Annotated in this window: 19 protein-coding genes; 6 read left to right on the top strand and 13 right to left on the bottom strand. The window is 64.3% G+C overall.

What is annotated here, in order from left to right:
* Positions 1 to 165: 165 nt before the first annotated feature.
* Genes Q1Y33_RS08345 through Q1Y33_RS08325 form a run of 5 tightly spaced genes read right to left on the bottom strand, consistent with a single transcriptional unit; the run spans position 166 to position 3,944 of the window.
* Positions 166 to 1,197 (bottom strand): DUF4857 domain-containing protein, encoded by a 1,032-nt coding sequence (locus tag Q1Y33_RS08345; protein ID WP_300799278.1) that lies wholly within the window; start codon positions 1,195 to 1,197, stop codon positions 166 to 168.
* Between the two features lie 20 nt (positions 1,198 to 1,217).
* Positions 1,218 to 1,889, bottom strand: a complete 672-nt coding sequence (locus tag Q1Y33_RS08340; RefSeq protein ID WP_300799277.1) for a hypothetical protein — start codon at positions 1,887 to 1,889, stop codon at positions 1,218 to 1,220.
* Positions 1,890 to 1,896: 7 nt separating this feature from the next.
* Positions 1,897 to 2,781, bottom strand: a complete 885-nt coding sequence (locus Q1Y33_RS08335) for an ABC transporter ATP-binding protein (protein WP_300799276.1) — start codon at positions 2,779 to 2,781, stop codon at positions 1,897 to 1,899.
* A 13-nt stretch (positions 2,782 to 2,794) separates the two neighbouring features.
* Complete coding sequence (locus tag Q1Y33_RS08330; RefSeq protein WP_300799275.1) at positions 2,795 to 3,361, bottom strand: PepSY-associated TM helix domain-containing protein; 567 nt, start codon at positions 3,359 to 3,361, stop codon at positions 2,795 to 2,797.
* Positions 3,345 to 3,944, bottom strand: a complete 600-nt coding sequence (locus Q1Y33_RS08325; RefSeq protein WP_300799274.1) for a hypothetical protein — start codon at positions 3,942 to 3,944, stop codon at positions 3,345 to 3,347. Before Q1Y33_RS08325 ends, Q1Y33_RS08330 begins: the two co-directional genes overlap by 17 nt.
* Positions 3,945 to 4,254: 310 nt before the next feature.
* Here Q1Y33_RS08325 and Q1Y33_RS08320 point away from each other — a divergent pair, with 310 nt between their 5' ends.
* The 5 genes from Q1Y33_RS08320 to Q1Y33_RS08300 all read left to right on the top strand — a co-directional run bounded on the left by Q1Y33_RS08320 (position 4,255) and on the right by Q1Y33_RS08300 (position 14,469).
* The gene (locus tag Q1Y33_RS08320; RefSeq protein ID WP_300799273.1) at positions 4,255 to 7,233 is read left to right on the top strand and encodes a carboxypeptidase-like regulatory domain-containing protein; all 2,979 of its coding nucleotides are present in this window, start codon (positions 4,255 to 4,257) and stop codon (positions 7,231 to 7,233) included.
* A gap of 29 nt (positions 7,234 to 7,262) precedes the next feature.
* Positions 7,263 to 8,618 (top strand): DUF4876 domain-containing protein, encoded by a 1,356-nt coding sequence (locus Q1Y33_RS08315; RefSeq protein ID WP_300799272.1) that lies wholly within the window; start codon positions 7,263 to 7,265, stop codon positions 8,616 to 8,618.
* 18 nt (positions 8,619 to 8,636) lie between these two features.
* A complete protein-coding gene (locus tag Q1Y33_RS08310; RefSeq protein ID WP_300799271.1) occupies positions 8,637 to 10,253 on the top strand; it encodes a DUF6850 family outer membrane beta-barrel protein in 1,617 nt (538 codons plus the stop codon).
* Between the two features lie 257 nt (positions 10,254 to 10,510).
* Positions 10,511 to 13,183 (top strand): TonB-dependent receptor, encoded by a 2,673-nt coding sequence (locus Q1Y33_RS08305; RefSeq protein WP_300799270.1) that lies wholly within the window; start codon positions 10,511 to 10,513, stop codon positions 13,181 to 13,183.
* 50 nt (positions 13,184 to 13,233) lie between these two features.
* Entirely contained in the window at positions 13,234 to 14,469 is a 1,236-nt protein-coding gene (locus Q1Y33_RS08300; RefSeq protein WP_300799269.1) for a hypothetical protein, read from the top strand.
* A gap of 79 nt (positions 14,470 to 14,548) precedes the next feature.
* Here Q1Y33_RS08300 and Q1Y33_RS08295 read toward each other — a convergent pair whose 3' ends face one another.
* The 8 genes from Q1Y33_RS08295 to Q1Y33_RS08260 all read right to left on the bottom strand — a co-directional run bounded on the left by Q1Y33_RS08295 (position 14,549) and on the right by Q1Y33_RS08260 (position 25,392).
* Positions 14,549 to 15,583, bottom strand: coding sequence for an alcohol dehydrogenase (locus Q1Y33_RS08295; RefSeq protein WP_300799301.1), 1,035 nt, complete (start codon positions 15,581 to 15,583; stop codon positions 14,549 to 14,551).
* Between the two features lie 180 nt (positions 15,584 to 15,763).
* Complete coding sequence (locus Q1Y33_RS08290) at positions 15,764 to 16,507, bottom strand: hypothetical protein (RefSeq protein ID WP_300799268.1); 744 nt, start codon at positions 16,505 to 16,507, stop codon at positions 15,764 to 15,766.
* Between the two features lie 10 nt (positions 16,508 to 16,517).
* Complete coding sequence (locus Q1Y33_RS08285; protein WP_300799267.1) at positions 16,518 to 17,255, bottom strand: MIP/aquaporin family protein; 738 nt, start codon at positions 17,253 to 17,255, stop codon at positions 16,518 to 16,520.
* Between the two features lie 42 nt (positions 17,256 to 17,297).
* Complete coding sequence (gene glpK / locus Q1Y33_RS08280) at positions 17,298 to 18,794, bottom strand: glycerol kinase GlpK (protein WP_300799266.1); 1,497 nt, start codon at positions 18,792 to 18,794, stop codon at positions 17,298 to 17,300.
* Between the two features lie 50 nt (positions 18,795 to 18,844).
* A complete protein-coding gene (gene glpC, locus Q1Y33_RS08275; RefSeq protein WP_300799265.1) occupies positions 18,845 to 20,071 on the bottom strand; it encodes an anaerobic glycerol-3-phosphate dehydrogenase subunit GlpC in 1,227 nt (408 codons plus the stop codon).
* The gene (gene glpB, locus Q1Y33_RS08270; RefSeq protein WP_300799264.1) at positions 20,068 to 21,333 is read right to left on the bottom strand and encodes a glycerol-3-phosphate dehydrogenase subunit GlpB; all 1,266 of its coding nucleotides are present in this window, start codon (positions 21,331 to 21,333) and stop codon (positions 20,068 to 20,070) included. The genes glpC and glpB overlap by 4 nt, the downstream gene beginning before the upstream one ends.
* Positions 21,330 to 22,952, bottom strand: a complete 1,623-nt coding sequence (gene glpA / locus Q1Y33_RS08265; RefSeq protein ID WP_300799263.1) for an anaerobic glycerol-3-phosphate dehydrogenase subunit A — start codon at positions 22,950 to 22,952, stop codon at positions 21,330 to 21,332. The genes glpB and glpA overlap by 4 nt, the downstream gene beginning before the upstream one ends.
* A gap of 937 nt (positions 22,953 to 23,889) precedes the next feature.
* Positions 23,890 to 25,392 (bottom strand): glutamine synthetase family protein, encoded by a 1,503-nt coding sequence (locus tag Q1Y33_RS08260; protein WP_300799262.1) that lies wholly within the window; start codon positions 25,390 to 25,392, stop codon positions 23,890 to 23,892.
* A 277-nt stretch (positions 25,393 to 25,669) separates the two neighbouring features.
* Here Q1Y33_RS08260 and Q1Y33_RS08255 point away from each other — a divergent pair, with 277 nt between their 5' ends.
* Positions 25,670 to 26,350, top strand: a complete 681-nt coding sequence (locus Q1Y33_RS08255) for a DUF6624 domain-containing protein (RefSeq protein ID WP_300799261.1) — start codon at positions 25,670 to 25,672, stop codon at positions 26,348 to 26,350.
* Positions 26,351 to 26,523 lie beyond the last annotated feature (173 nt).

Genomic DNA, 26,523 nt, shown 5'->3' with positions numbered 1-26,523 from the left:
GCCAGCCATCATCGGACCTTGATGGTATCTGATGCTCTCCTGTTTTTCTGCAACAAAGTTAAACAAAAAATTTTGCCGGCAAACGAAAAAAGGGAGGCGCAGGCCTCCCTGAATGTGCGGCGGTGGCCGCTGCGGCGCCGGCCGCGCCTCCCGGTCTTTGGGAGATCACTCCCAACGCGGCATCACATAACGGTCCGCGGAGGAGGTGAACGTCACTCCCGGCACATGGCGCACGGCTGCCGTATGGCTCATCGTGTCGAGCAGCGCCAGGTCGTCGGCCGAGACGGCATAGTAGCGCTCCGTATCGTCGTCCGCCACGCAGAGCGTCCAGTTGAGCAGCGAGCCGATGATCGTCAGCGACTCGCGCTCGGGATCGAATTCGACCCCCTCGACCTGCCGGACCGCATAGCCTGGCATCAGCAGGGCATGGAGCCGGTTCTCTTCGTCGGTCATGAGGGCCAGCATCCGGCGGCTGCGGAACTCGGTGATGAAGAGGTGGCGCAGCCGCATCCCCTCGGGCAGTTCGACGGCCCGCATGTAGGGACGTCCCTGCACCATCTTGAGGTGGAACAGCCGCCCGTCGGCATCTGTCAGCACGTAGCCTTCGTCGTACTCCTTGCGGGCCGTGGGGTTGCCGGCGATCTCCCGGACGGGGAACCGCACCCCCTTGCGGAGCATCGTCCGTGTGAAACGCGCGCTCTTCACACTGTCGATGCGGTTCGACGCCATGTCGATGAATTCGATGCCGCCGTCCGTCAGGCGGAAGGCATCCGACGGCATGGCCAGGTCGACGCGCCCGGACATCGATTCGAGCAGAAACCGGATTCCCGACGAGGGCCGGTTGATATCCTTGGGCGTCGAGCGGAAGATGAACGAAGCCTGCTGCACCTCGCGCAGCGTGACGGGACGCCCCGCCACCGTATCGGGGAAGCGGCCGTCGGTCATGAGCTGCCGGGCGTAGAAGAGCGGCAGCAGCGAGTCGAATTCGCAGCGCGTGTAGTGCTTGCCGCGGCGGTCGAGGTAGAGGGGTTCCTTGTCGTCATGGCCGATCATCGCGAAGTCGCCGAGCACCTCGCTGTAGAGTGTGAAGGGCGTGTTCGCGGGTTTTACGGTGAGGTAGTCGATCGCCCACGGCAGCTGCCAGAGCACCAGCACGGCAACCAGAAACCAGAAGAAGATTTTTGCGAAACGTGTCATTTTCATCGTGTTTTAGCGGTTCAGTCCTGACGTCCGGCCATGAAGCGCACGACCGAGAGCCAGCTCAATGCGGCGGTGGCGAGAGTCAGCAGTGCCAGCACGGGCAGGAAGTCTCCGTAGGCCCGCGGCCCGGGCGCCAGGAAGTAGATGCGCAGCAGCAGGACGCTCATCAGAATGTTCACCAGACGCCGTTTCCACGTCGGTTCGAGAATCGTCCAGGCGCCGAACAGGTAGGCCGCCACACCGGCCAGACACCACGGCAGCGCCGTCGAGAGGATGTTCCACACCAGTTCGTGCGGCAGCACGGGCGAAGCCCCCGCGGCAAGAAGCAGGATGCCCAGCCCGAAGAGGAGCAGCAGCGCCGCCGTGCCGCATCCGATCATGGCCGTCAGTGTGGCCAGCGCCGGGACGGGGAGGTGCAGCGTCAGCTTGAGGCACCTGCGCTGCATTTCGGGGACGAACTGCACGGCGGAGAGCAGCAGTCCGACGAGCAGCGGGACATATTCCATCTGGTCGATGAAGACGGCATTGCGCGTCACCATCACCTCCCAGACGTGGCCGGCACCCATCAGGGCGGCGGCCCGGTGGAGTTTCACGAGGGCGTAGCCCGCGAATCCGCCCAGCACGGCGAAGGCCGCGAGCAGGTACCAGCGGGTCTTGATCCACTCTTTGTACAACATGGCTTTCCACATGGTTCGATCAGTATTTTCCGGTCAGCCCGATGAAGGCGTCTTCGAGATTGAGTGTTTCTACGGTGAAGTCGTCGCCCGGTATTCCGGCCCGCGCCAAACGCAGGCGGACCTCCTCGGGCGGCAGGAAGGAGCAGAGCTCGCCGCGGCCCCGCAGCACGGAGGGGTGGCGCAGTTCGCTGTCCGACGGCAGCGCCGCATCGTCCGCGCAGCGGAACGTGTAGCGGCGGAAGGTGCGCAGCAGCTCCGCGACGGGCATCTGCACGAGGATGCGCCCGTAGTCCATGATGATGCAGTCGTCGACGAGCCGCTCCATGTCCTGGATGATGTGCGAGGTGAGGAAGACGGTCTTGCCCTCGGCCTTGGCGAAGTCGCGCAGGTACTCGACGAAGAGGCGGCGATAGCCCGGGTCGAGCCCCATCGAGAAGTCGTCGAGCACCAGCAGGTCGGCATTCTGCGCGAGGATCAGCCCGAGGGCCACCTGCGAGCGCTGCCCGCACGACATGCGGGAGATGCGCTGCCCGGGCGCCACCTGCAGCTTCTCCATCAGCGCGTAGTAGGCGTCGCGGTTCCAGGCGGGGTAGAAGGCGGCGTAGAAACGCTCGATCTGCCGGATCGTCATGAACTGGTACTGCACGTGCCCTTCGATGAGCAGGCCGATGCGCCGCCGCGTCAGGGGCGACATCGTGCGGATGTTCTCGCCGAAGATGCGGCATTCGCCCGCCTGCGGTTCGAGGTATCCGCTCAAAATATTGATCGTCGTGGTCTTGCCCGTGCCGTTCTTGCCCAACAGCCCGAGGATCCGGCCCTGCGGGACGTCGAACGAGAGGTCTTCATAGATGGTGCGCCGTCCGTAACGGTGTGTCAGGTGGCGGCATTCGATAACGGATTCCATATGTGTGTCGTGTTCAGATCAGCAGAAACAGCAGCGGGACGAGGATGCCTGCGGCCAGCTCGATGCCGCCGCGGCCGCGAAGCCCCTTGGGGCCCTTGACCAGCAGCAGCCCCGTGAGGGTGATGAGGATGAGCCCGCCGGCGAATGCGTCGGCGAAGAGGGTCCACCACCTCCCGGGATTGTAGTGCAGACGGGTCAGGGCGCTCCAGACGTAGCGGCGCGTGAGGCGCTCGTAGAGCGCATCGCCGCGGGCGAGGTCGACCGTAAGCGACGAGCCGCCCTGCAGGAAGACCTTGAGCGTGGCCGCGTCGGGCCGGTAGTGCTTCACGTAGGCCTCGCCGATCCCCGCTGCGGCGAGCAGCGCCTCGACCTCGACGCGGGTGTACTCGCTGCCGGCGGCAGCCGGGAGGTCGAGTGTGAGACGGGTGCGCGAGACTGCATAGTCGGGGTTGAACGTGTCGCGGTGGTTCATCGCGATGCCCGACAGGGCGTAGATGAGCACCATGCCCGCGAAGAAGTACGACAGGTCGCGGTGCAACAGCCGGCACCAGCGCCGCAGCTCGTTACTGCTGAATTTCATACGAAGAGGCCGTCACGTAGTAGAACGACAGGTACTCCTTGCCTTCGGCGGCCTTGCGGGCGGCGATCCGGGCGCGGAAGTCGGCGATACGTTCCCGGACGCTGCTGCCGGTCTCCTGCCGGGCGGCCTTTTCGGCGTCGCAGCCCGCCTCGGTCGTTCCGTGCTGTTCGCCCGCGGCGCCGGCCAGCTGCGCCTCCCAGCGCGTGAGGTAGGCTTCGTCGATGCGCTGTTCGTCAAGCGTGCCCGTGACGCGCACGACGCGGTTCACGCACTGCGGGTCGAAGCGTCCCAGCTCGCCGCTCTCTACGCGGATGGTCTGCGTGTCGTCACTGCCCATGAGGAAGATTTTGCGCGCCCCGTGCTTGCACGTGTGCGTGCAGACCCCTTCGATGGTGACGCTCCGACCGACGAGCGAATCGGCCGCCGCGAGCAGGTCGTCGATCTCCAGCACGGACGACTGCTCCGCGGCCGCCGTCTGCGCACCGGATTTTTTCGTGGTATTGCCGCCGCAGGCGACGCACGTCAGCACGCCGCACAGCAGCAGCGCACGGGAAAGAGAGAGTACGATTTTTTTCATTTTCATCAGAATTTTTTGGGTTTGACGCCGCAAAGGTATGGAAAAGACCCGCGGCCGTCCATACCTAAAATTGAGGATATCCGCCGTGTCGGAATTTCGGGCTCGGATATGGAAAATATCGGCATGGTGACATGTAATATGCTGTTTATCATCTGTTTGTATATCTGCCGTATGACTTCTTCGTCCAATTTACCGAGATTTGGGGATTGCCGCGCCCGGATCGCCGGCCTAATTTTGCGACGGTGAAAACGAGGTTGTGCGGCCCGTCTCCCGGACCGGCCGCCTCCATGAAAACTACACGAAAAACAGCAACTGAATGTCCCGATACCTCCTGTTGATCTTGTCGCTTGCAGCCTTTCTGACAACGCCGTGCGTCCGGGCCCGCGAGGGTGCCTGCCGGTTGTCGGGACGCGTGACGGATGCCCGCACGGGCGAAGCGGTGTGCGGTGCGGCGATCGTGGTGGGGAAGTCGCGGCTGTGGGCCGTCTCCGACCACGAGGGGCGCTACCTCATTCCGGCGATCGCCGACCGGCAGATCGAGCTGCGCGTGACCTGCCTGGGGTATGTCGCATGCACCGTTCCGCTCACGCTCCGCGACGGGGAGAACACCCTCGACCTGACGCTCCGCGAGGCGAACCTTTCGATCGACGAGGTGGTCGTCACGGCGCAGACGCGGACCGAGACGTCGGGCAGTTCGCAGGTCATCGACCGCCGCACGATCGAACATGCCCAACTCATCAACATCTGCAATATCGGCTCGCTGCTGCCCGGTGGCAAGACGGTCGGCGACCAGAACCTCGCCGCGGGCGGCAGCCGCATCGCCCTGCATGCGGGCAGCGGCAGCGAGATGGGCAACGCTTCGTTCGGCACGGCCGTCGAGCTGGACGGCATGCGGATCGGCAACAACGCCACGCTGGCCGAAACCCGGGGAGCCGACCTGCGGAACCTGGGCGTCTCGAACATCGAGGCGGTCGAGGTCGTCACCGGCATTCCGTCGGTCGAGTACGGCGACCTGTCGAACGGCATCGTGAAGCTGCGCACGCGCCGGGGCAGGACCCCGTTCATCGTCGAGATGACCGTGGAGCCCCGGACCCGGCAAATGGCCGTCAGCAAGGGTTTCCTGCTCGGACGCCGCGGCTCGGAGCGTGCCGGGATTCTCAATGTCAACGTCGAGCGGGCCAGGTCGATCACCAACCTCGCCTCGCCCCATACGGCCTACGACCGCAACAACCTGAACCTGACCTACACCAATACGTTCCGTGACCGCCGCGAACGGCCCCTGCAGCTCACGGCCTCCGTGGCGGGCAACCTCGGCGGCTACAATTCCGAGGCCGATCCGGACGAATTCAAGAAGACCTATACGCGGACGCGCGACTACACGGCGCGCGGGAACGTGCGGCTGGAGTGGCTGCTCGACAAGCGGTGGATATCGAACCTGCTCGTGCAGGCATCGGCGTCGTACAGCGACAAGCTCACCGAAACGAACGAGAACCGGAACAGCGCCTCGACGCAGCCATACATCCACGCCACGCAGGCCGGATACCACATCGCCGAGCGTTACGACGACAACCCCGCGGCCGATATCATCCTGAGCCCCACGGGCTACTGGTATACGCTTTCGCGGACCGACTCAAAGCCGCTGACCTACGCCGTCAAGGTGCGGGCCGACTGGAACCGCCGTGTGCGCGGAACGGTGAGCCGCCTGCTGCTCGGCGGCGAAATGACGGGCAGCGGCAACCTCGGACGCGGGCTCTACTATACGGACATGCGCTATGCCCCGACCTGGCGCGAATACCGCTACGATCGCCTGCCCTTCATGCACAATGCGGCGCTCTTCGCCGAGGAGCAGCTGACCCTGCCCGTCGCCCGGGGCTCGCTCCTCCGCATGACGGCCGGGCTGCGCGCCGACGCGACGGTGATCCGCCGCTCGGAGTACGGCACCGTCGCCTCGCTCTCGCCGCGTCTCAATGCGAAATATGTCCTGTGGAAGGACCGCCGGTCGCTGGTCAGCGACCTCGCCGTCCGTATCGGATGGGGCAAGTCGGTCAAGCAGCCCTCCTTCCAGACGCTCTACCCGGCGCCGTCGTACAGCGACCGCCTCGCCTTCGCACCCGGCACGACGGCCGACGGCACGAGCTTCTACGCCTATTACACGCAGCCGACAACCCCGGCATGGAATCCCGACCTGAAGTGGCAGTACACCGTCCAGCAGGAGGTCGGCATCGAGGCCACGCTCCGCGACACGCGCATCGCCGTGACCCTCTTCCGCAACCGGACGGTGAATCCCTACATGAGCCGGACGATCTACACGCCCTTCACCTACAAGCTGACGACGCAGGCCGACCTGGAGGCCGGATGCACGATTCCCTCGGCCGACCGCATCTACACGATCGACCGCGAGACGGGCGTGGTGACGGTCCTGGACCGCACGGGCACGCAGGCGCCGCAGACCATCGGCTACCGCGAGCGCAACACCTTCGTCGCGCAGACCCAGTACACGAACGGCTCGCCCGTCGTGCGCTGCGGCGTCGACTTCACGGTCGATTTCGCGCAGATCAATCCCCTGCGCACGCGCATCCGTCTCGACGGCAACTACTACCGTTACAAGGGCGTCAACCTCACGGAGATGGCCTCGACGCTCTCCTCCGCCGCATCGATGGCCGACGGCAGCCCCTACAAGTACATCGGCTATTACGTCGGGGCGGCTGCGGTGAGCAACGGCTCGCTCGAAAAGCAGGTGAACCTGAACATGACCGTCGTCACGCACATCCCCCGCATCCGCATGATCTTCTCCGTGCGCCTCGAAAGCACGCTCTGCGACTTCAGCCGCAATTTGAGCGAATACGGCGACGGTTCGCCCCGCGGCTACCTGCTTGCCGGTTCCTCGGACTATTTCGGCACCTCCGCGCCGCTCAACGACCGGGGCCGCTACGTCGCCGTCTATCCCGAGTACTACACCGCGTGGGAGGCGCCCGACGAGCGGATTCCCTTTGCCGAAAAGTTCGCCTGGGCCCGCGACAACGACCCGGCGCTCTATCAGGAGCTGGCCAAGCTCGTCGTGAAGAGCAACACGAGCTACTATTTCGACACGAACCGCATTTCGGCTTCGTTTGCAGTGAATTTCAACCTCACGAAGGAGATCGGGCGCTTCGCCTCGATCACCTTCTATGCACGCAACTTTCTCCACAACATGGGGCGTGTGCGCTCGTCGCAGACCGGACTGGAGAGTTCGCTCTTCGGCAGCGGCCGCATCCCCCAGTTCTACTACGGGCTCTCCCTGCGACTGAAACTGTGATTCAACCAATAACTCAAAAAAACGGTATTATGAAAAAAATCCTTACGTTTATCGCGTGCGCCGCGCTGCTCGGCACGGCCTGCACCAAAGACAAGAGTGACAACGGCAAGCGCCACCACACCTACGAAGTCGCCGTCCAGCTGGTCTATCCCGAAGGCGGCGAACTGACCGCCACCGCCGGGGTCGAGGTCCGGATGACGAACAGCAGCACCGGCACGGTGACGACGGCCGCGACCGATGCTTCGGGCATCGCCTCCTTCACCCTCACCGAGGGTATCTACGAGTCGACGGCCACCGACCGCCGCAGCGTCGACGGGTATACCTACACGCTCAACGCCCTGCAGTCGAACGTCGTCATCTCCTCCTCGACCTGGAGCGAGGGCATGACCGTGCGCCTGAATCTCGTTGCGAGCCGCGCGGGGCAGATTCTCATCAAGGAACTCTACACTGGCGGCTGCCAGAAGGACGACGGTTCGGGCACCTACCAGTTCGACAAGTACATGATCGTCTGCAACAATTCGGACCAGACGGCCCGCATTCGGAACTTCTGCATCGGCATGACCGGTCCGTACAACGCCCACGCCTCGATCAACAACTACGTCGACGGCAAGCTCTTCTATGCCGATGCCGGCTACACGCCGTCGATCTGTGCCTTCTGGTATCTGGCGAAGGAGCTGGTGCTCGAGCCCTATGCCTCGGCGACGATCGCCCTGTGCGGCGCCATCGACCATACGGTGACCTACACCAATTCGGTCGATTTGAGCCATGCCGACTACTGCACCTATGATCCCGAGGTCTTCCCCAACACGAACTACTATCCGGCGCCTTCCGAGGCGATCCCTGCGGACAGCTACTTCAAGGCAACCTTCTACGGCATGGGCAATGCCTGGCCGGTGAGTGTCTTCGGCCCGGGGCTGTTCATCTTCTCGACGGGTGACGAAGACCCCCACGCCTGGGGGCAGAGCGTCGACAACCGCTACTATTTCCCCGGCAAGGAGAACAATCAGGTCTACGCCTGTGCGAAGATTCCCAACGAGTGGATTCTCGATGCCGTCGACATCTTTGCCGCCGACCATGTCAGCGAGTCGCTGCCGCGCTTCTCGACCGAACTGGAGAACGGTTATGCCGTGCTGACGAACTTTCAGGGTTATTCGATCTACCGCAACGTCGACCGCCAGGCCACCGAGGCCTTGGCCGGGAACGAGGGCAAGCTGGTCTATGGCTACGCACTCGGCACAACGGACTACAAGGGGGCGCAGTCGACCGATCCGAGCGGCATCGATGCCGAGGCTTCGATCCGCAACGGCGCGCACATCGTCTACCTCGACACGAACCACAGCGGCAACGACTTCCACCAGCGGGCGCGTGCCAGCCTGAAGAAGTAACCCGCACGACACGGTATCATGAGGCGGTTTTTCCGGAACGTGTTGTGTGCGGCGCTCGTCGCGGGCGGAGCTGTCGGCTCCGCCCCGGCGCAGCCGTCGTCCGGTGCGTCGTGGCGCACGCTTCGCGACGCGGAGCTGTCGCTGGGGTGGCTGCGCTCCGAAAATGCCGCGGGACTGATCTTTTTCCGGGATTCGTCCCTCTCCGAAATCGCGGCTTACGCCGCTGCGGAGCACGGCGGGCTGAAGGACTATTACGAGGCGGAGGACCGCCTTGCCTTCGGTCTCGAGGCCGCTTCGTGCCACCGGCTTTCGGAGCGGGTCGTCGTGCGCGGCGAAGTGGGCTACGACCGGCAGTTGGGCCGCAGGATGAGCGGCTCGTACTTCATCGACCCGACGCAGACGCCGTTCGACCTGGTCGAATTCACCGACGAGAATCCCGGCGACAAGCAGCTCGAAACCTACCGCGTGGCAGGCAGCGTGGGGGTGGCCGCCGCACGCTGGTTTGCCGCGGGGGCGCGCTTCGACTACACGACGGCCAACTACGCCAAGCGGCGTGACCTGCGCCACGTCAACTCGCTGATGGACATGACCGTCAGCCCGGGTATTCTCTTCCGTGCGGGGCGGGTTGCCGTCGGGGTCAGCTACACCTACCGCCGCCGCATCGAGAGTCTGCTGCTGAACGTCTACGGCAAGACCGACCGGGTCTACGTCTCGCTGATCGACTACGGGGCCTTCTTCGGCAAACGCGAGGTCTTCAGCGATACGGGCTATACGAAGAAGAACGAAACCAAGCCGCTCTTCGACGAGTACCACGGCGGGGCCGTGCAGGCTGCGTGGCGGATGACGCCGCGGCTGACGCTGTACGGCGAACTGTCGTTCCGCATGCGCTCGGGCTATTACGGCAAGCCGTCGCCCTCGACGGTCGTCTACACGGACCACGACGGGCGGGTCTTCGCCTGCGACGTGTCGCTCGACTATGATGCCGGGCGCCATCAGCATACGTTGCAGGTCGCGTTCGGACGGAACAGCGTCGACAACCGCGAAAACATCTATACCTATCAGAACGAGGAGGTCGGGCGCAGCTACATCGTCTACCTCGGCGCAACGGAGGTCGGCAGCCGGACCCGAAGCTCCGCATCGGCTGTCTACACGGGGCGCCTGGGTGTGGAGCGGGGTCTTCCGCGCTGGCGCATCATCTGCGACGGCGGCATCGACAGCCGGCGGATCACCGCCTCGAACTATCCCGACTACCGGCACCAGCACCTCACGTGGTGGCACGTCGGAACGGCCGGCGAGCGCAACCTGCTCCGCGGGCGCAACTGCTGGAGCCTGCGGCTCGCTGCCGGATGGAGCGCCGGACAGGGCGACCCCGCGCAGGACGGGCGCTACGAGTCGGCGAACGAGAGCGAGACCCTCACCCGCACGCGCGACGACCTGCTCCTGCGAGAGTACGAATACCTGACGGCCCCGCGTCTCGACCTCTCGGCCGATCTGCGGCTGACGCGCCGCTTCGGCCGCAGAAACATCCGCGGATACGTCGCGGCCGGATATGCGTGGAGCCGGGCGTTCGACGCGCAATACCTGGGCGACGCCATGCGTCATGCGGCGTTGCTGCGTGTGGGATGCGAATTCTGATCCGGCCCCGTCCCGGCGACGGGCGGCCGCAGCTTCGGGCTGCGGCCGCTTTTTTTTGCCCGGAGCGGGCGGCGGGCCTCCGCCGGTTGCTGGCGTGCCGCTTACGGCCGGATAGGGGCCGGAAACCGCATGGCGCGGGGGTTCCGCGGGTGCTGCGGCTGCGGCGCCTGTCAAGGGAATATCACTGCGTCTACATCCTTTTGTAACATCCGTGTCTGATCTTTGCCGCCGGAAACAGAAAAGAAAACGGATTGTACATGTCATTCAGAAAAATCATTGCAACGACCCTGTTCATTTGGCTTGCCGGCGCGGCCGGGGCCGCACCGTTCCGGGGCGTCGTCGTCGACAAGGCGACACAACAGGCCCTCATCGGAGCGACCGTCGTCGTCGAAGGCACGACCAGGGGCACGACGACCGATGCGGCGGGGTGCTTCGAACTGAACCTCGCTCCGGGCGACTACCGCATCGCCGTCTCCTATGTCTCCTACCTCTCGCAGCGGCTCGACGTCTGCGTGTCGGAGGGAATGGATCCGATGCACGTCGCCCTCGAACCGGACAATCAGGTGCTCGCCTCGGTGACGGTGACCGCCCGCAAGAACCTCGAGACGGAGCGGGCCCTGCAGACCGAGCGCTACGCGGCGAATATCGCCATCGAGAACATGGGCGCCCGGGAGATGTCGCTCAAGGGCATCTCCAACGTGCAGGAGGGTGTCCGCAAGATGGCCGGCATCTCGATCGCCTCGGCCGGACAGCTCATCGTGCGCGGTCTGGGCGACCGATACAGCATCACGACGCTCAACGGACAGCCCATCGCCTCGCCCAACCCCGACAACAAGCTCATCCCGCTGGACATCTTCCCCTCGTCGACCGTGAAGAACATCACCGTCAGCAAGGTCTACGAGGTGGGCTCCTATGCCGACTATTCGGGTGCGCACATCGACATCAACACGCGCGAGAACACGGGCGAAGCCTTCTTCTCGGTCGATTTCCACCTGGGCGGGCAGTTCAATACCGTGGGGCGCGGCTTCTACCGCATGGATCACCGCTCGCTCTTCACGCAGCCGTCCGTTGATCCCCGCGCCCTCTCCGGGTCGCTCGCCGACTTCCGCCAGTATGTGAAGACGAAGGATATCTTCGATACGGACTTCTCGGTCTCGAAGCGCACGTCGCTGCCCGTCATGGGCGGCAACGTGGCGTGGGGCCGCGACTTCCGTGTGGGACGGCAGACGGTGAGCGTGCTGGCTTCGGGCGGCATGAGCAACGGGCAGCAAACGATGGACAACGCCTGGTTCCGGCTGCTCGAGGCGACGGGCCGGACCACCGACGAATACGAATACGACAGCTATGCGTGTGAACTGAAGATTGCGGCTCTGGCGAGCCTCAGCACGACTTTGCGCGATGCCGACCGCATCGGTTACACGCTCTTCTATGCCCGCAACGCCGTGGACACCTACATGCTGCGGGAGGGATACGATCAGGAGAACCACCAGCTCGTGGGCAGCAACGACGTGATGCACGTCTACAAGCTCATGACGCACCAGCTCAACGGCCGGCATGCCTTCGGCGAGCGGTGGCAGCTGCGCTGGAGCGGCTCGTGGTCGGCGACCTCGTCCGACGAGCCCGACCGCCGGCAGGTCATGTACCTGCGCGGGGAGGACGGCTCGCTGAGCCTCTTCAAGCTCAACCAGCAGGAGACGATGCGCTATTTCGGCACGCTCGACGAGGATGAATGGAACGCCCATGCGGCCGTCGACTACACGTTCGGTGCGGGACACAAGCTCACGGCGGGCCTCTCGTGGAAGGACAAGCGCCGTGACTACGCCGGCACACGCTTCTACTACGATCTGTCGAAGCTCTCGCCCGAGATTGACGATCCTCTCGATCCCGACTTCCTCGGCTTTGAGAATGTCGCCAACGGCTCGCTGACGATCAACCGGCAGAAGCAGCCCAAGGACAGCTACGAGGCCGGCAACCGCATCTGTGCCGGGTACCTCTCACTCGATTTGCAGGCGACGCCGCTGCTGCTCATCAATGCCGGCGTGCGCTACGAGGCTTCGCAGCAGTGGGTGCGCTACTACAACGACCAGAGCATCCGCGAGCGGCGCGACCTCGACAAGTACGACCTCTTCCCGGCGCTGAACATCCGCTACAGCCTTACGGACGAACAGCAGCTGCGCCTTGCCGCCTCGCGCACGATCACGCGGCCGTCGTTCATCGAGATGGCCCCGTTCCTCTACCAGGAGTCCTACGGTTCGGTCCAGCTGCGCGGTAACGAGGAGCTGCAGAACAGCTACAACTACAACCTCGACCTGCGCTACGAACTGCTCAACCGCCGCGGCGACATGGTCTCGGTGACGGCCTACTACAAGTTTCTCGACGAGCCGATCGAGCGCGTGCAGATGCTCGCCGGAGGCGCCGCCGTCCATACGTTCCGCAACGCCGACAACGGCATGGCCGCAGGCGTGGAGATCGAGCTGCGCAAGATGCTGGCCCGGGAGCTGCGCCTGGGCGTCAACGGCACCTGGATTTACACCAACGTCAAGCTGCCCGAAGGCGGCGTCTACACCAACAAGGAGCGGGCCCTGCAGGGCGCCTCGCCCTATCTGGTCAACGCCGACCTGACGTGGACGCCCCGCTTCGGCGGCGGGCGGCAGCTGAACCTGGCGCTGCTCTACAACCTCCAGGGACCGCGCATCCACGCCGTCGGCATCTCGGGGCTGGGCGATGTCACGCAGCGTCCCGTGCATACGCTCAACTTCTCGGCCGCGTGCCGCCTCAATGCCCGCGTCGAGCTGAAGATGCAGCTGACCGACCTGCTCAACCGGGCGATGGTCTTCGAGCAGGAGGTGCCGCAGACGAACCGGACCGTCGAGGTCGAGCGCTACCGCCGCGGCACGGGCTTCGAAATCGGCCTGAACCTGAAATTCTGACAGACAGGAAAGTGATACAAGACAACAACCATTCAAATTTTTATTGCAAGATGAAAACGTATTGGAAGATTCTGGCGGCAGCGGCTGCCTGCATGGCCCTCGCTACGGCCTGCAACAACGACGACGAAGGCAACGACACGCCGGGCCTGAACGGCGACATCACCCCCGGGACGACCCTCACGGGCAACATCACCTCCGACGCAACGCTCACCGAAGGCAACAGCTACCGCTTGAGCGGCGGCCTGCACGTCAAGGCCGGGGCAACGCTCCGCATCGAGCCGGGTGTCGAGCTGGTCGCCGTCGACGACGAGATTCCCGACTACATCCTCATCGAGCAGGGTGCGAAGATCGATGCGCAGGGCACGGCCGCACACCCGATCGTCATGACCTCCGAACTGAAGGAGTCAGGGGCCTGGGGCGGCATCCACATCTGCGGCTACGCCCACACGAACGCCGGTGCGGGTGTCCTCTCGGAGATCGGCAACGCCCCCTACGGCGGTGACAACGACGCCGACAACTCGGGTACGCTGCGCTACATCCGCCTCGAGTACACGGGCTTCGCGCTCGACGAGGAGCACGAGGCCAACGGCGTTTCGTTCTACGGCGTGGGCAACGGCACGACGGTCGAGTACCTGCAGGCCTACAAGGGTTCGGACGACGGATTCGAGTTCTTCGGCGGTTCGGTCAACGTCCGCTACCTCGTCTCCACGAGCTGCTCGGACGACTCGTTCGACTGGACCGAAGGGTGGAACGGCAAGGGGCAGTTCCTCGTGGCCTTTCAGGAGGCCGAATCGACGCTGGGCTACGACTGCGACTGCCTGATGGAGTGCGACAACAACGGCAACAACGCCGCCGCCACGCCCGTGGCACACCCCGTGCTGGCAAACGTGACGCTCGTGGGCAACAACTCGCAGACGGGCAACCGCGGCGTGCGGCTGCGTGCCGGCACGGAGGTCGAGCTCTACAACGCCATCATCACCGGCAAGCCCAAGTGTCTGACGGTCGAGACCCCCGAGACGGAAAGCTCCTTCTCGAAGCAGCAGACCCCCTCGGTGCTCGAGTACATCTCGATGAGCACGGTGCTCGACTCGAAGGAGGGCATCTACACCAACGAGGATTTCGAAGCTGCGGCCGGCAATGCGACCGACTACGTGAATGCGCTGACCGACGGCTACGTCGGTACGATTCAGGGTGGAAAGACCCTCTCCGACAGCTTCTTCACGACTGCGGCCTACAAGGGTGCCGTCTCCGCATCGGACGACTGGACCGCCGGCTGGACGCTGTAACTCCTTTAGATTGCAAACAGGGACGGGCTGTCGCATGACAGCCCGTCTTTTTTTGCGGCCCCGCGAAGCGGCCGCGGTGTCAGCACTCGATGGCGATTTTGATGACGCCGTCGCCGCGGCTTTCGAAGAGACGGTAAGCCTCGCCGATGCGCCGCAGCGGAAAGCGGTGCGTGATGAGCGGCGTGGTGTCTATGCGTCCCGCCTCGATCAGGCGGAGAATCTCGGCACAGTCGCATCCGTCCACACCGCCGGTCTTGAAGGTCAGGTTCTTGCCGTACATCTCCGGCAGCGGCAGCAGCTGCGGGGTGTCGTAGAGCGCCACGACCGTGACGATGGCGTTCGGCCGGGCGCATTCCCACGCCATGCGGAAGGTGTCGTCCGCTCCGGCAACCTCCAGCACGCGGTCGGCGCCGCCGTGGTCGCTGTGTTGCAGCACGAATTCGCGGCACTGTTCGGGTGCGGTGACCAGCACGTCGGGGTAGTGCTCCTGCACGAAGCGCCGGCGTTCGGGCGACTGCTCGCAGACGATGATGCGCTTCGGACGGCGCAGCTGCACGCAGAGCAGCGTGCAGAGCCCCGTCGGCCCGGCCCCGAGGATGAGTACGATATCCTCTTCGGAGATTTCCGAGATGCGCGCGGCCCAGAATCCCGTCGCCAGAATGTCGCCCACGAAGAGGGCCTGCTCGTCGCTCACCGTGTCGGGAATGCGGTTCAGCCCCCGGTCGGCGTGGGGCACGCGCACCAGCTCCGCCTGCCCGCCGTCGATGCGGCACCCCAGGGCCCAGCCGCCGTCGGAGTCGGTGCAGTTGTTCACGTAGCCGTGCCGGCAGAAGAAGCACTCGCCGCAGAAGGTCTCGACGTTGACCGTGACGCGGTCGCCCGGGCGGACGGTGGTTACCGCCTCGCCCGTCTCTTCGACGATGCCGACCATCTCGTGGCCGACGGTGATGCCCCGAACGGCGCGCGGCACGCTGCCGTGCAGGATGTGCAGGTCGCTCGTGCAGATGCTTCCGAGGGTTACGCGCACGATCGCGTCGCGCGGGTCCGACAGGGTGGGGCGGGGCTTTTCGCGGAGCTCGAAGCGTCCGCGTTCGACGTAGGTCAGGGCTTGCATGGTCCGGATGTTTTTCTTCATGCAAAGATAGCGCTTCTTTTCGCACGTTGCACCGTTCGGCCGCCGATTTGTCGTCGTTGCGCACTGCCGCTACGCACCGGAGTGTACGGCACGGCCCCGCACCTTCAGGGTGCAGGGCCGTGTGCGGAGTGCCGCCGTGGCGGCTGCGGAGTTCCCGGATCAGAAGGCGAAGAGGTTGATGCCCACCTGCAGGTAGCCGTTCCGCGTGTCGGGATTCCACATCGCGTGGGCGAAGACCGGCATGTCGAAGCGTCCCAGCTTGAGGTTGTAGGTGGTCCTCAACGAAATCTGGTTGATGCCGTCGTGGCCGTAGAAGTTCGCGTGCCCGTCCGCATCGTCGCGGTTGAAGGCGAAGGTGCCGCCCAGCCCCACGTCGACCTTCCAGTGCTCGTCGCGGAAGACGCTGTACTCCGCGGAGACGAACGTCGAGTAGGAGTTCTCTTCCGCGGCATTCAGGTCGCGCCCGGCGAAGATCGTCGCCCAGTAGAGCCGCAGGGGAACCTGCAGCTTCACGTCGAAATCGTAGGCGACGCTCAAGTCCAGGAAGTGGGTCGTCGAGAACTTGTTGTAGTTGAAGATGTCCTTGCTGAAGGGCAGCTCGGGCGAGAAGTTGAAGATGTCCCACACGGCGACGGTGAAGCCTGCCCGCGAGTAGGAGAGGTAGTAGTCGAACTCCTTGTAGTCGCCCGTGAAGTCGGAGCCTCCCCACAGTCCGACCTTGAGGCCGTCGTCGAGGAATCCGATATTGAGGTCTGCGGCCAGGACGCCGCCGTCGGCGACCTGCAAACCGCGCCACAGGTGCATGTTCTGGAGCGTTCCGCTGAAATGGAGCTGCTGTCCGTAGGAGGTTGCGCAGCAGAGCATGGCGCATGCTCCGGCTATCAGGTATTTGAGTCGTTTCATGGCCGTGGATTTAGAAACAGTAGACAGCGCAGTAAAGTGCAGCGGCGAGGAATCCGCCGATGATCGGGCCGACGACCGGCACCCACGAATAGGCCCAGTCGTTCGAACCCTTGCCCTTGATCGGGAGCACGGCGTGTGCGATGCGCGGTGCGAGGTCGCGGGCCGGGTTGATGGCGTAACCCGTCGTACCGCCGAGCGACATGCCCAGGGCGACGATCAGCATCGAGACGGGGAAGGCGCCGAGTGCGCCCATGCCCATTTCGGGCGCGTTGCCGCGCGAGGCGAGGGCGAGGATGACGAAGACGAGCACGAACGTGCCGAGGATCTCGCTGAAGAGGTTGCGCCCGTAGTTGCGGATGGCCGGAGCCGTGCAGAAGGTGCCCAGCTTTGCGGCGGGATCGGGCGTGGCGTCGTAGTGGTCCTTGTAGAAGGCGTAGACGAGCACGGCGCCGACGAAGCCGCCGAGCATCTGTGCGATGATGTAGGGAACGACCAGGCTCCAGCTGAAGGTCTTGGCGGCAGCCAGACCCAGCGTGACGGCCGGATTGAGGTGTGCGCCCGAGTAGGGGCCGGCGATGAAGACGCCGAGCATGACGGCCAGACCCCACGCCAGCGTGATGACGACCCAGCCGCCGTTTTCGCCCTTGGATTTTTTCAGGCAGTTCGATGCGACGACGCCGTCGCCGAAGAGAACCAGAATGGCCGTGCCGATAAATTCGAACAGGCACTTTACGAACACTTCATTCATGTCAGTACGGGTTTTAGGTTTTACTTACGGTTGGTTTCGCGGTTATTTCTTCGTGTAGTCGCTCAACGTGCGCTTCACGGCGTCCTGCCAGCCTTCGCGGGCTTCGCGGACCTTCTCCTCCTCCCACGTGGGCTCGAAGACGCGGTCGATCTGCCACTGCTTGCGGATTTCGTCGATGCTCGACCAGTAGCCGACGGCCAGACCCGCGAGGTAGGCGGCACCCATGGCCGTGGTCTCGACGACCTGCGGACGGATGACGTGCGTGCCGAGGATGTCGGCCTGGAACTGCATGAGCAGGTTGTTGCGCGAGGCGCCGCCGTCGACCTTCAGCTCCTTGAGCGGGATGCCGGCGTCACGCGACATGGCCGCCGTGATGTCCATCGTCTGGTAGGCGATGCCTTCGAGCGCCGCGCGGGCGATGTGCGCCGTCGTGGTGCCGCGGCTGATGCCGATGATCGTACCGCGGGCGTACTGGTCCCACCAGGGGGCGCCCAGACCCGTCAGGGCCGGTACGAAGTAGACGCCGTTCGTGTCGGGCACCTGCGAGGCCAGCGTCTCGACCTCCGACGAGGAGTTGATGACCTTCAACCCGTCGCGCAGCCACTGCACGACCGAGCCGCCGACAAAGATGCTGCCCTCGAGGGCGTAGTTGACCTTGTCGCCGATCTTCCAGGCGACGGTCGTGATGAGGTTGTTCTTCGAGAGGATGGGTTTCTCGCCGCTGTTCATCAGCAGGAAGCAGCCCGTGCCGTAGGTGTTCTTGACCATGCCCGGCTCGGTGCACATCTGTCCGAAGAGGGCAGCCTGCTGGTCTCCGGCGATACCCGAGATGGGCACCTTGTGGGCGAAGATCGTGGTCTTCGTATGGCCGTATATCTCACTCGAGGACTTGACTTCGGGCATCATCGAACGCGGAATGCCGAACAGGTCGAGTAGCTCCTGGTCCCACTCGAGCGTATTGATGTTGAAGAGCATCGTGCGCGAGGCGTTGCTGACGTCCGTTACGTGCACCTCGCCGCGCGTCAGGCGCCAGATGAGCCACGTGTCGACCGTGCCGAAGAGTAGCTTGCCCTTCTCGGCGCGCTTGCGGGCTCCGGGTACGTTGTCCAGAATCCACTTGATCTTCGTGGCGCTGAAGTAGGCGTCGATGATCAGACCGGTCTTCTGGCGGATCATGTCCGTTACGCCCTGCTTCTTCAGTTCGTCGCAGTAGTCCGACGTGCGGCGGTCCTGCCATACGATGGCGTTGTAGACGGGCTCTTCGGTCTCCGAATCCCAGACGATGGTCGTTTCGCGCTGGTTCGTGATGCCGATGCCGGCCAGGTTCAGACCGTTGATGTCCATCATCGTGATCGCCTCGGCGATGACCGAAGCCTGTGACGACCATATCTCGTGAGGGTCATGCTCGACCCAGCCCGATTTGGGGAAGATTTGACGGAACTCCTTCTGTGCTACGGCGCACGTCGTGCCCTTTTCGTCGAAGACGATCGCGCGGGAACTGCTCGTCCCCTGGTCAAGCGCAAGAATGTACTGTTTCATGTTGCAAGTAGGTTTAGGTTGTTAAGGTTTGCTTCCTTGTGTGTGTCTGTTCATGCCAGCCGCGAGGCGAGGATCGTCAGCGGGTGCTCGCAGCGCTTGCTCGTGGACATCTCGATCTGCCATTTGCAGGTCTCGCAGTCCGTGGCCACGAGGTCGGCGCCCGAGGCTTCGATCTGCCGGAAGAGCCCTTCGCCCACGGCCTGCGACGTGGCGTAGTTCTCCTTCTTGAATCCGTAGGTGCCGGCGATGCCGCAGCACTGCGAGTCGAGCACGGTGACCTCCACGCCCGGGATCATCCGCAGCAGTTCGATCGAGTAGTAGGCCCAGCCCATCTTCTCCATGTGGCAGGGCGTGTGGTAGGCGATGCGCAGCGGGGCGGCGTCCTCGCGGAAGCGGAGCCGTGCGCCCTGCTCCGTGATGAGCCGGTAGAGGTAGCGCGTGGCCAGCTCGACGCGGTCGCGCACGTCGTCGTTCTTCATTTCGAGCAGGTGCGGATACTCGTCGCGCAGCGTGAACGTGCAGGTCGACGAGGTGGCCAGCACCGTCAGCCCGCGGTCGCTCACGGCCCGGCGGATCGACGCGAGGTTCGTCTCGGCCTGGCGCCGCGCCTGCTTGTAGAGCCCGTTGGAGATGAGTGCCACGCCGCAGCACTTCTCCTTGTCGAGCAGCTGCACGCCGTTGCCCAGGGCGTTCATGATGCGGATCAGGTCCTTGCCCAGCTGCGGGTTGTTGTAGTTGACGTAGCAGCCGTGGAAGTAGGCCACCTGCTTCGCGTAGGCGGCCTGCGCGGCGGCCGCATGCTTGCGGTACCACGAGGTGAAGGTCCCGTGGGCGTATTTGGGGAAGACGCGCCGGTGGTCGATCGCCATCACCTTGTCCATCACGTAGCGCACGGGTTTGAGCGCCACGGCCGAGTTGACGATCGGGGCGAACGGTGTGGCGAGCGAACCCACCAGGTCGGTGTTCGACAGCACGAAGTTCCGCAGCGAGGTGTTGCGCTGCGGCCCGTACTTGATGCGGGCCGACTGGATGATGTCGCCGATGCGCACGTTCGAGGGGCATGCCACCTCGCAGCGCTTGCAGTTCATGCAGTATTTCAGGGCGTTGTCGTAGAAGTCCGGTTGCTTGAGCCGCAGACGCTCGCCGTCGGGTCCCGCCTGCTTCGGCCCCGGATAGTCCGGGTTTGCGGCCGCCACGGGGCAGTAGACCGTGCAGATCGTGCACTTGATGCACTGCTCGAAGTTGTTTTCGCTGACGCTGTTCTGCTGTATGTTCATGACTGTTTGTCGTTTAATATCCTGTCCGCAACACTGAGAGCCGAGAGGAGCGAGACGCCGGCGCCGCATCCGTCCTGTACGGGATGGAATCCGGCGAGGCCTGCCCCCGCGCAATAGAGGTTTTCGATGACGGCGCCCTGCCGCAGCGCGTGCAGCGTGCGGTCGGTGCGCACGCCGAAGGCCTGGTAGTTCTGCCGGTCGAAGAAACGCAGCGTGTACCACTCCGCGCGGTCTGGCACGTACTGCGTGTCGACGCCGAAGACGGGTTCGAGAATCCGGTCGGGCGTGGCGACGAGGCCGCGGCTGAAGAAGCTGCCCGAGGCCAGGACGAAGTGGTCGGCCTCGAAGGGGATGTCGCCGTGGTTGGCCGTGTAGATCCGCTTGACGCTCGGCCCGTCGAAGTCGGCCCGGAGGACCGAGTCGCCGAGGAAGTATTCGCCGCCGAGGGCGCGGAAACGGTGCTGGAGCGCCTGCTGGGCCCGGATGCCGGGGATCGACGGCGGAAGCGTCGGCAGCAGGTAGACGGGCTGTGCGACCTGCCGGCGCAGCACCTCGAGCGAGTCGTTGCGCGTGATGCCGATGATGGCGGGCAGGATCACCGCCTCGCAGTCGCCGATCACCTCGCGGATGCGCGTGGCCAGCGCCTCGAGGTTCCGGTCGTGGTCGAAGACGCGGGCGATGTTGGCCGAGCGCATCTCGCTCGGGTTCTTGCGGATCTGCTCCAGGTCCGGGAGGTTGATCGTGCCGAAGCGGCATTCGACGCCGTGGTGGCGGAACTCTTCGGCGATGAATTCGGGATAGAAGTCCAGAAAGCCCTCCACGTTGACGATGCAGACCTTGCGGAAGGGCAGCTTGCCTGCTTCGGCGGCCGTGAGGTAGCCGTCGATGGTCAGCCACGTGGCCTTGGCCTTGCCCATGGGAGTGATGCGCCAGTGGTTGCGGCGGCAGTCGCCCGCAACGCGGATGCCGACCCGGCGCAGCAGCTCGGGCGCTTCGGCGGCGTAGGCGGCGCAGGCCGCGGCGCCGATCCGGGCATAGGGGTGCTCCGGATCGCTCTGTTCGAGCGAGGCGATACCCGCCAGCGGGTCGGTGACGGGCTGCCCGTCGGGCAGGCGGCCGAGCAGGTCGAACGATCCCGATGAAAAGTGCAGGGCGCTCTGTCCCTGCGAGACGATGGCGCATTTTTGTCCGGCTTCGGCCAGTCGGATGCCGCAGGCCATGCCGGAGAGCCCTCCTCCGATGATTACAGTATCGAATCTCATTTTGCAGCTGTTTTTTCCGTTTCGTCCGTTAATCCGCATACGCTTTCGTAGACCCACGTCGTGTATTCGCTCTCACGCAGCGTGTCGCCCCAGGCGATGGGCTCCATGCCTTTCCAGCGTTCGTTCAGGAAGCGCACCAGGTCGGCCTTCGCCTTGCGGGCGCAGATCGGGTTCCGGCGGCCCATGATGCCGGCGGCGCGGCAGGCGCACAACTCGCCCTGGCACGTGCCCATGCCGATGCGCGTGCGGCGGCGCAGGTCGACCAGGTTGTTCACCGAGAGGTTCTCCAGCGCATATTCCACCTCGCCGATCGAGACCTCCTCGCATTCGCAGACCAGGCTGTTGCGGATCGAGTCTCCGTCGCCGATCTTCGTGGCGAGGGCGCCGTGGCGCGCGATCGTCGAGCGGCGCTGGGCGAGGGGCTTGTTGCGCAACTTGCGGTCGACCTCCCTGCGGTTTTCGGTCGAGCCGGGCAGCGGGATTTCGGCCGTGCGGCACACGGCGTCGATGCCGAGTTTTTTGCAGACGAGGTCTGTGGCCCACTCGGCCATCAGACGGTAGGTCATCAGCTTGCCGCCCGTGATGGTGATGAAGCCCTCCAGGCCGTCGCGCTGCGCGTGGTCGAGCAGCACGATGCCGCGGCTCACGGTGCGGCCGCTCGGATCGTTGTCCGAGGCCACGAGGGGCCGCACGCCCGCATAGGCGCGCAGGATGCGCGTCTGGGCCAGCTGTGGGGCGAGCTTCTCGCCTTCGCGCAGCAGGATGTCCACCTCGTCGGGTGTGATGACCATGTTGTCGATCTGGTCGTAGGGAATCTTGCTCGACGTGGTGCCGATGAGCGAGATCGTATCGCCCGGCACCAGGATGTCGGCGTCGGCCGGCTTGCGGCAGCGGTTCAGCACGAGGTTGTTCACGCGGTGGCCGAAGATCAGCAGGGCCCCCTTGGCCGGGAGCATGTTCACCGTGATGCCCGCCTTGGCGGCGATGCCGTGGCCCCAGATGCCGCCGGCGTTGATGACCACCTGCGCGCGGAACGTCACTTCGCAGTGCGCGCGGTGGTCGTAGGCCTTGACGCCGACGATGCGGTCCTGCTCGCGCAGGAGCTCCCGCACTTCGGTGTAGGTGCGTATTTCGGCACCATGGGCCGTGGCGTCGAGGATGTTCGACGAGGTGAGGCGGAAGGGGTCGACCGCTCCGTCCGGCACGCGCACGGCGCCGACGAGCGCCGGGTTGACCGAAGGCTCGAGCCTCCGCGCCTCGGCCGGGTCGATGATGTCTGCCCGGATGCCGGCCTTGCGGCAGGCGTCAACGAAAACGGACTGATACTCCAGCCCGTCTTCGGGCAGCGAGATAAACAGTCCGTCGGTCTCCTCCACGCAGTGTGCCGCGATCCTGCGCAGAATCATGTTCTCCCGGATACACTCCACGGCAGATTCGTGGTCCGTCACGGCGTAGCGTGCTCCGCTGTGCAGCAGTCCGTGGTTGCGGCCGGTTGCTCCGGTCGAGATGTCGGAACGCTCCAGCAGCAGCGCCCGGATGCCCCGCAGCGAGCAGTCCCGTGCGATGCCTGCTCCCGTGGCTCCGCCGCCGATGATGATGACATCATACGTTTTGTCCATAGGTTGGTCGGTTAATTTACCGCAAATATAAGGGATTATTTCGGGAAAACAAATCAAAACGAAATATTTTTTATTTCATTTTGTTTCGATATGGCCCGAACGGGTGGTTTTATCTCGAAATATTGGGTGGTGTGTGGTGAAATAAAATCGGTATTATTTCGTTTCATAAACCGTTTCGGCGCGTTTGTGGCATATCCGGGCAGTCGGGCTGCCGCCGGGTTTGTGTCGGGACAAAAATTCCGGCAAGCATGGATTTTGCAGTTGTTTTTCGTATATTTATCACGACAAACCTCTAAAACCACCTGCCATGAAGACCGGAAGAGTGCTGTTGTGTCTCGGCATCGTGTTGTCGGGACTGTTGACCACCTCCTGTGCCGTCCGCCCTCCGAAGCCGGTGCCTGTGCCGCCGACGGCGCATCATCGGTACAAGCCTCCTCACGACAAGGAGCGGCCGCGGCCCCCGAAGCCGCATGACAAGCCGCCCCGGCCCGGACACGGCCCCGAGGTGCCTCCTCCGCATCCCGACGGCGATCCCCTTCCTCCGCCGCCTCCGGATGCGAACCCGCTGCCGCCCGGAGCGGGTCCCCGTGTGACCGCTGCTTCGGCACCTGCCGGGACGGGTACCGTTCCGCCTCCTCCCGCAGCACCGGACGATCCGGCCGCGCCGCCTCTGCCTCCGCCGCCGGGCGAAGTTCCCGGAACACTGCCACCGCCTCCTCCGGGCGGTGAAGCCGCAGTCTCTCCCGCATTGCCTGCCGGGACGGACCCCGTTCCGCCTCCTCCGACTCCGCCTGCCGATCCGGCCGGAACACCGCCCCCGGCCCCCGGTGTATAGCCGCCCTTTCCCGAGCATCGGACAGCAGACAGCAAAACGAAACAGCCCCGCATAAGAAGATGCGGGGCTGTTTGCGTATGATCCGGTGCTTTTCCGCGGCGGTTATCCGCAGTAGAAGTTGCTTTTGACCAGTTCGGCGATGCGTTCCTTGTCGTCCTGCAGTTCGCTGCGCAGGTTGGCGTCGCGGAAGGCCGCAAGGCGCGCGATGAGCCCGTCGATCAGGCGCGGAGCGAAGACGCCGTGCCGCTCGTAGATCGCCCGCTGCTCCTCGAGCCGCCGGGCCGACTCCTCGCACGAGGCGGGCAGCTGGCTCAAACGTGCGAGCACCTCCTTGTGCTTCTCGTCGAAGATGTTGACGTCGACGTAGCGGTCGCGGGCGTATTGCAGGCCGTTCTCCATTTCGAAACCGTGACGGGCCGCCACGGCCAGTCCTGCCAGCAGCAGGTAGATGTCCGCCGAGCCGTCCGGGCAGCGGAATTCGACCGTCTGCTTGAGGTTCACGTCCAGCGCCGAGGGTTTCTCGTTGGGGTTGGCGTCGCAGGCCATGCGGTTGGCTCCGGCGCTCCAGCCCAGCGGCACGCGCACGAGCACCGAGCGGTTGCGGTCGCCCCAGCAGATGTTCGTCGGGGCCTCCTGGTGCGGCACGAGGCGGAAGTAGGAGGTGGGGTTCGTATTGCCGAAGGCTGTGAGCGACGGGGCCAGCGAGAGGTACCCGGCAATGGCCTTCAGGGCATTGTCCGAGAGCGTGCCGTCGTCGGTGACCATGGCGTTGCGGCCCTGCCGCATCAGGCGCGTATGGATGTGCAGCCCGCTGCCGGCCTTGCCGACGGTGATCTTCGGCGCGAAGGTCACGTCGACGCCCTGTTCGCATGCCAGCGTGCGGATGATCCACTTGGCGACCATCAGCTGATCGGCGGCATCCTCCAGGTCGGTGGGCAGGAACTCGATCTCGTTCTGCTCGTACATCCGGTCACCCTGCGTGAAGTTGCCCACCTCGGAGTGTCCGTATTTGATCAGTCCGCCCGCCTCGGCGATGTACTTCATGGCCAGCGTGCGGAAGGCGGCTCCCTTGTTGAAGGGGGTCGATTCGTGGTAGCCCTTCTGGTCGTCGGCGAGGAAGAGTCCCTGCAGGGGGCTCACGACGTAGAACTCCAGCTCGCCCATGACGTGGAAGTCGAGCCCCGTTGCGCGGCGCAGCTCCTCGTGGGCGCGGCGCAGCGTCTGCTCGGGGGCCATGTCCAGCGGCGTGCCGTCCTTCGTGTAGTAGCTGCAGAGCAGGTCCACGGCCGGAATTTCGCTGAAGGGGTTGCGGAAGGCCGTGCGGTAACGCGGCACGACGTAGAGATCGCTCGCCCCGGCTTCGATGTAGGGGAAGAGGCTCGACCCGTCGACGCGCTCGCCACAGGTGAGGATGCTCTCGAGATACTCCTCGTCGTTGATGATGAAGTTCAGGGTTTTCAACCGTCCGTCGGCACCGGGGTAGCGGAGGTTGACCATTTCGATCCCGTTCTCCTTGACATAGCGGACGATGTCCGCGCGGGTGAATTCGGCCCGGGGCTTTCCGAGAAAGCGCACCAGCGGATCGGGGTTCAGGTTGGTCGTCATAACATTTATGAAGTTTACAAAATCATTTTTGCGTCGATTCGAAAGTTAAATTGCCCTTAAAGATACAAAAAATTAATAATACGGCAATTTTTGGACGATTTTTTTAAGGTCTGCGTGCCGGAATCCGGCAGATTTTCGGAACGCAGGGCGAAATGTCCGCTGCGCCGCCTGTTTGGAGGTGTGCGTGCGCCTGCCGTTCAAAAAAAGCGCGGATGCAGACCGGATTTTTCAAAAAAAACGTAACTTTACCTAATGTAACGACAAGTTCCCGGTGAAGATGAAAAGACTGTTTTGCACGCTTCCCTTGTTTCTGTGTCTGCTGGCGCTTCCGTTTCCGGGCCGGGCGCAGAACCCCGATTCGCTGCTGCGTGAGGCGGCCGCACGCGACCAGCAGGTGCGCATGCAGCTTCTGGAGATGAACCGCCGGGTCAACGACGGGGAGTATTCGGCCGCGCTCGTCGATTCGCTCGTGGCGGCCGGTGCCGAGATGGAGCGCATCGACCGCGAGAACATGCGGCTCGTCGCCTCGCTGCTGCGCGACGGTCTGCCCGAAGGGCTGGCGGCGGAGTCCTACGATGCCGTCTGGCTCATCATCGACCATGCTTCGCTCAAGGAGCAGAAAAAGTTCCTGCCGCTGCTGCGTGAGGCGGCCGGGCGGGGCGTGATCTCGGCGTACAAACTGGCGACGCTCGAGGACCGGGTAGCCATGTACGAGGAGCGGCCGCAGCGCTGCGGCACGCAGTCGTATCAGACGAATGTCGGCGGCGAGACCGTTATCTATGTCTGGCCCGTCGCGCATCCGGAGCGGCTCGACTCGCTGCGCGGGTCGATCGGCACCTGCCTGATGGCGGAGTATGTCCGGCTGCTGGAGGAGGCCTCGGGCGCAAGGGTCGTCTACGATCCGGCGCTTACGGTCGACAGCCTGAAACGGATTGTCGGGAAAAAGGCCCTTTTCTGATCCGCCCGGCGGCAGCACCATCCCGTCTTCTGGAATGCAAGACATGGCCGACCGCTCGGACAGGGCAGAGCTGGCTGCTGCCGGTCGCACACGCTGACGACGCACGCAGAACGCCGGTGTCGGCATGCCGGTGATGATGCGTCATGGCCCGTTTGTGCCCGTTTCGGCAAGGA

The organism is uncultured Alistipes sp. (genome assembly GCF_949296715.1).
Taxonomy (GTDB): Bacteria; Bacteroidota; Bacteroidia; order Bacteroidales; family Rikenellaceae; genus Alistipes.
The sequence above is the reverse complement of the archived record's forward strand: the minus strand, read 5'-3'. Positions and strand labels throughout refer to the sequence as shown.

Coding starts and splice junctions, on each gene's coding strand:
- Q1Y33_RS08255 (WP_300799261.1), top strand. CDS start 25,670: ATGAAAAGACTGTTTTGCACGCTTCCCTTGTTTCTGTGTCTGCTGGCG.
- glpA (WP_300799263.1), bottom strand. CDS start 22,952: ATGGACAAAACGTATGATGTCATCATCATCGGCGGCGGAGCCACGGGA.
- Q1Y33_RS08300 (WP_300799269.1), top strand. CDS start 13,234: ATGAAAACGTATTGGAAGATTCTGGCGGCAGCGGCTGCCTGCATGGCC.
- Q1Y33_RS08345 (WP_300799278.1), bottom strand. CDS start 1,197: ATGACACGTTTCGCAAAAATCTTCTTCTGGTTTCTGGTTGCCGTGCTG.
- Q1Y33_RS08260 (WP_300799262.1), bottom strand. CDS start 25,392: ATGACGACCAACCTGAACCCCGATCCGCTGGTGCGCTTTCTCGGAAAG.
- Q1Y33_RS08295 (WP_300799301.1), bottom strand. CDS start 15,583: ATGCAAGCCCTGACCTACGTCGAACGCGGACGCTTCGAGCTCCGCGAA.
- Q1Y33_RS08335 (WP_300799276.1), bottom strand. CDS start 2,781: ATGGAATCCGTTATCGAATGCCGCCACCTGACACACCGTTACGGACGG.
- Q1Y33_RS08285 (WP_300799267.1), bottom strand. CDS start 17,255: ATGAATGAAGTGTTCGTAAAGTGCCTGTTCGAATTTATCGGCACGGCC.
- Q1Y33_RS08310 (WP_300799271.1), top strand. CDS start 8,637: ATGAGGCGGTTTTTCCGGAACGTGTTGTGTGCGGCGCTCGTCGCGGGC.
- Q1Y33_RS08340 (WP_300799277.1), bottom strand. CDS start 1,889: ATGTGGAAAGCCATGTTGTACAAAGAGTGGATCAAGACCCGCTGGTAC.
- Q1Y33_RS08325 (WP_300799274.1), bottom strand. CDS start 3,944: ATGAAAATGAAAAAAATCGTACTCTCTCTTTCCCGTGCGCTGCTGCTG.
- Q1Y33_RS08305 (WP_300799270.1), top strand. CDS start 10,511: ATGTCATTCAGAAAAATCATTGCAACGACCCTGTTCATTTGGCTTGCC.
- Q1Y33_RS08330 (WP_300799275.1), bottom strand. CDS start 3,361: ATGAAATTCAGCAGTAACGAGCTGCGGCGCTGGTGCCGGCTGTTGCAC.
- glpC (WP_300799265.1), bottom strand. CDS start 20,071: ATGAACATACAGCAGAACAGCGTCAGCGAAAACAACTTCGAGCAGTGC.
- Q1Y33_RS08315 (WP_300799272.1), top strand. CDS start 7,263: ATGAAAAAAATCCTTACGTTTATCGCGTGCGCCGCGCTGCTCGGCACG.
- Q1Y33_RS08320 (WP_300799273.1), top strand. CDS start 4,255: ATGTCCCGATACCTCCTGTTGATCTTGTCGCTTGCAGCCTTTCTGACA.
- glpK (WP_300799266.1), bottom strand. CDS start 18,794: ATGAAACAGTACATTCTTGCGCTTGACCAGGGGACGAGCAGTTCCCGC.
- Q1Y33_RS08290 (WP_300799268.1), bottom strand. CDS start 16,507: ATGAAACGACTCAAATACCTGATAGCCGGAGCATGCGCCATGCTCTGC.
- glpB (WP_300799264.1), bottom strand. CDS start 21,333: ATGAGATTCGATACTGTAATCATCGGAGGAGGGCTCTCCGGCATGGCC.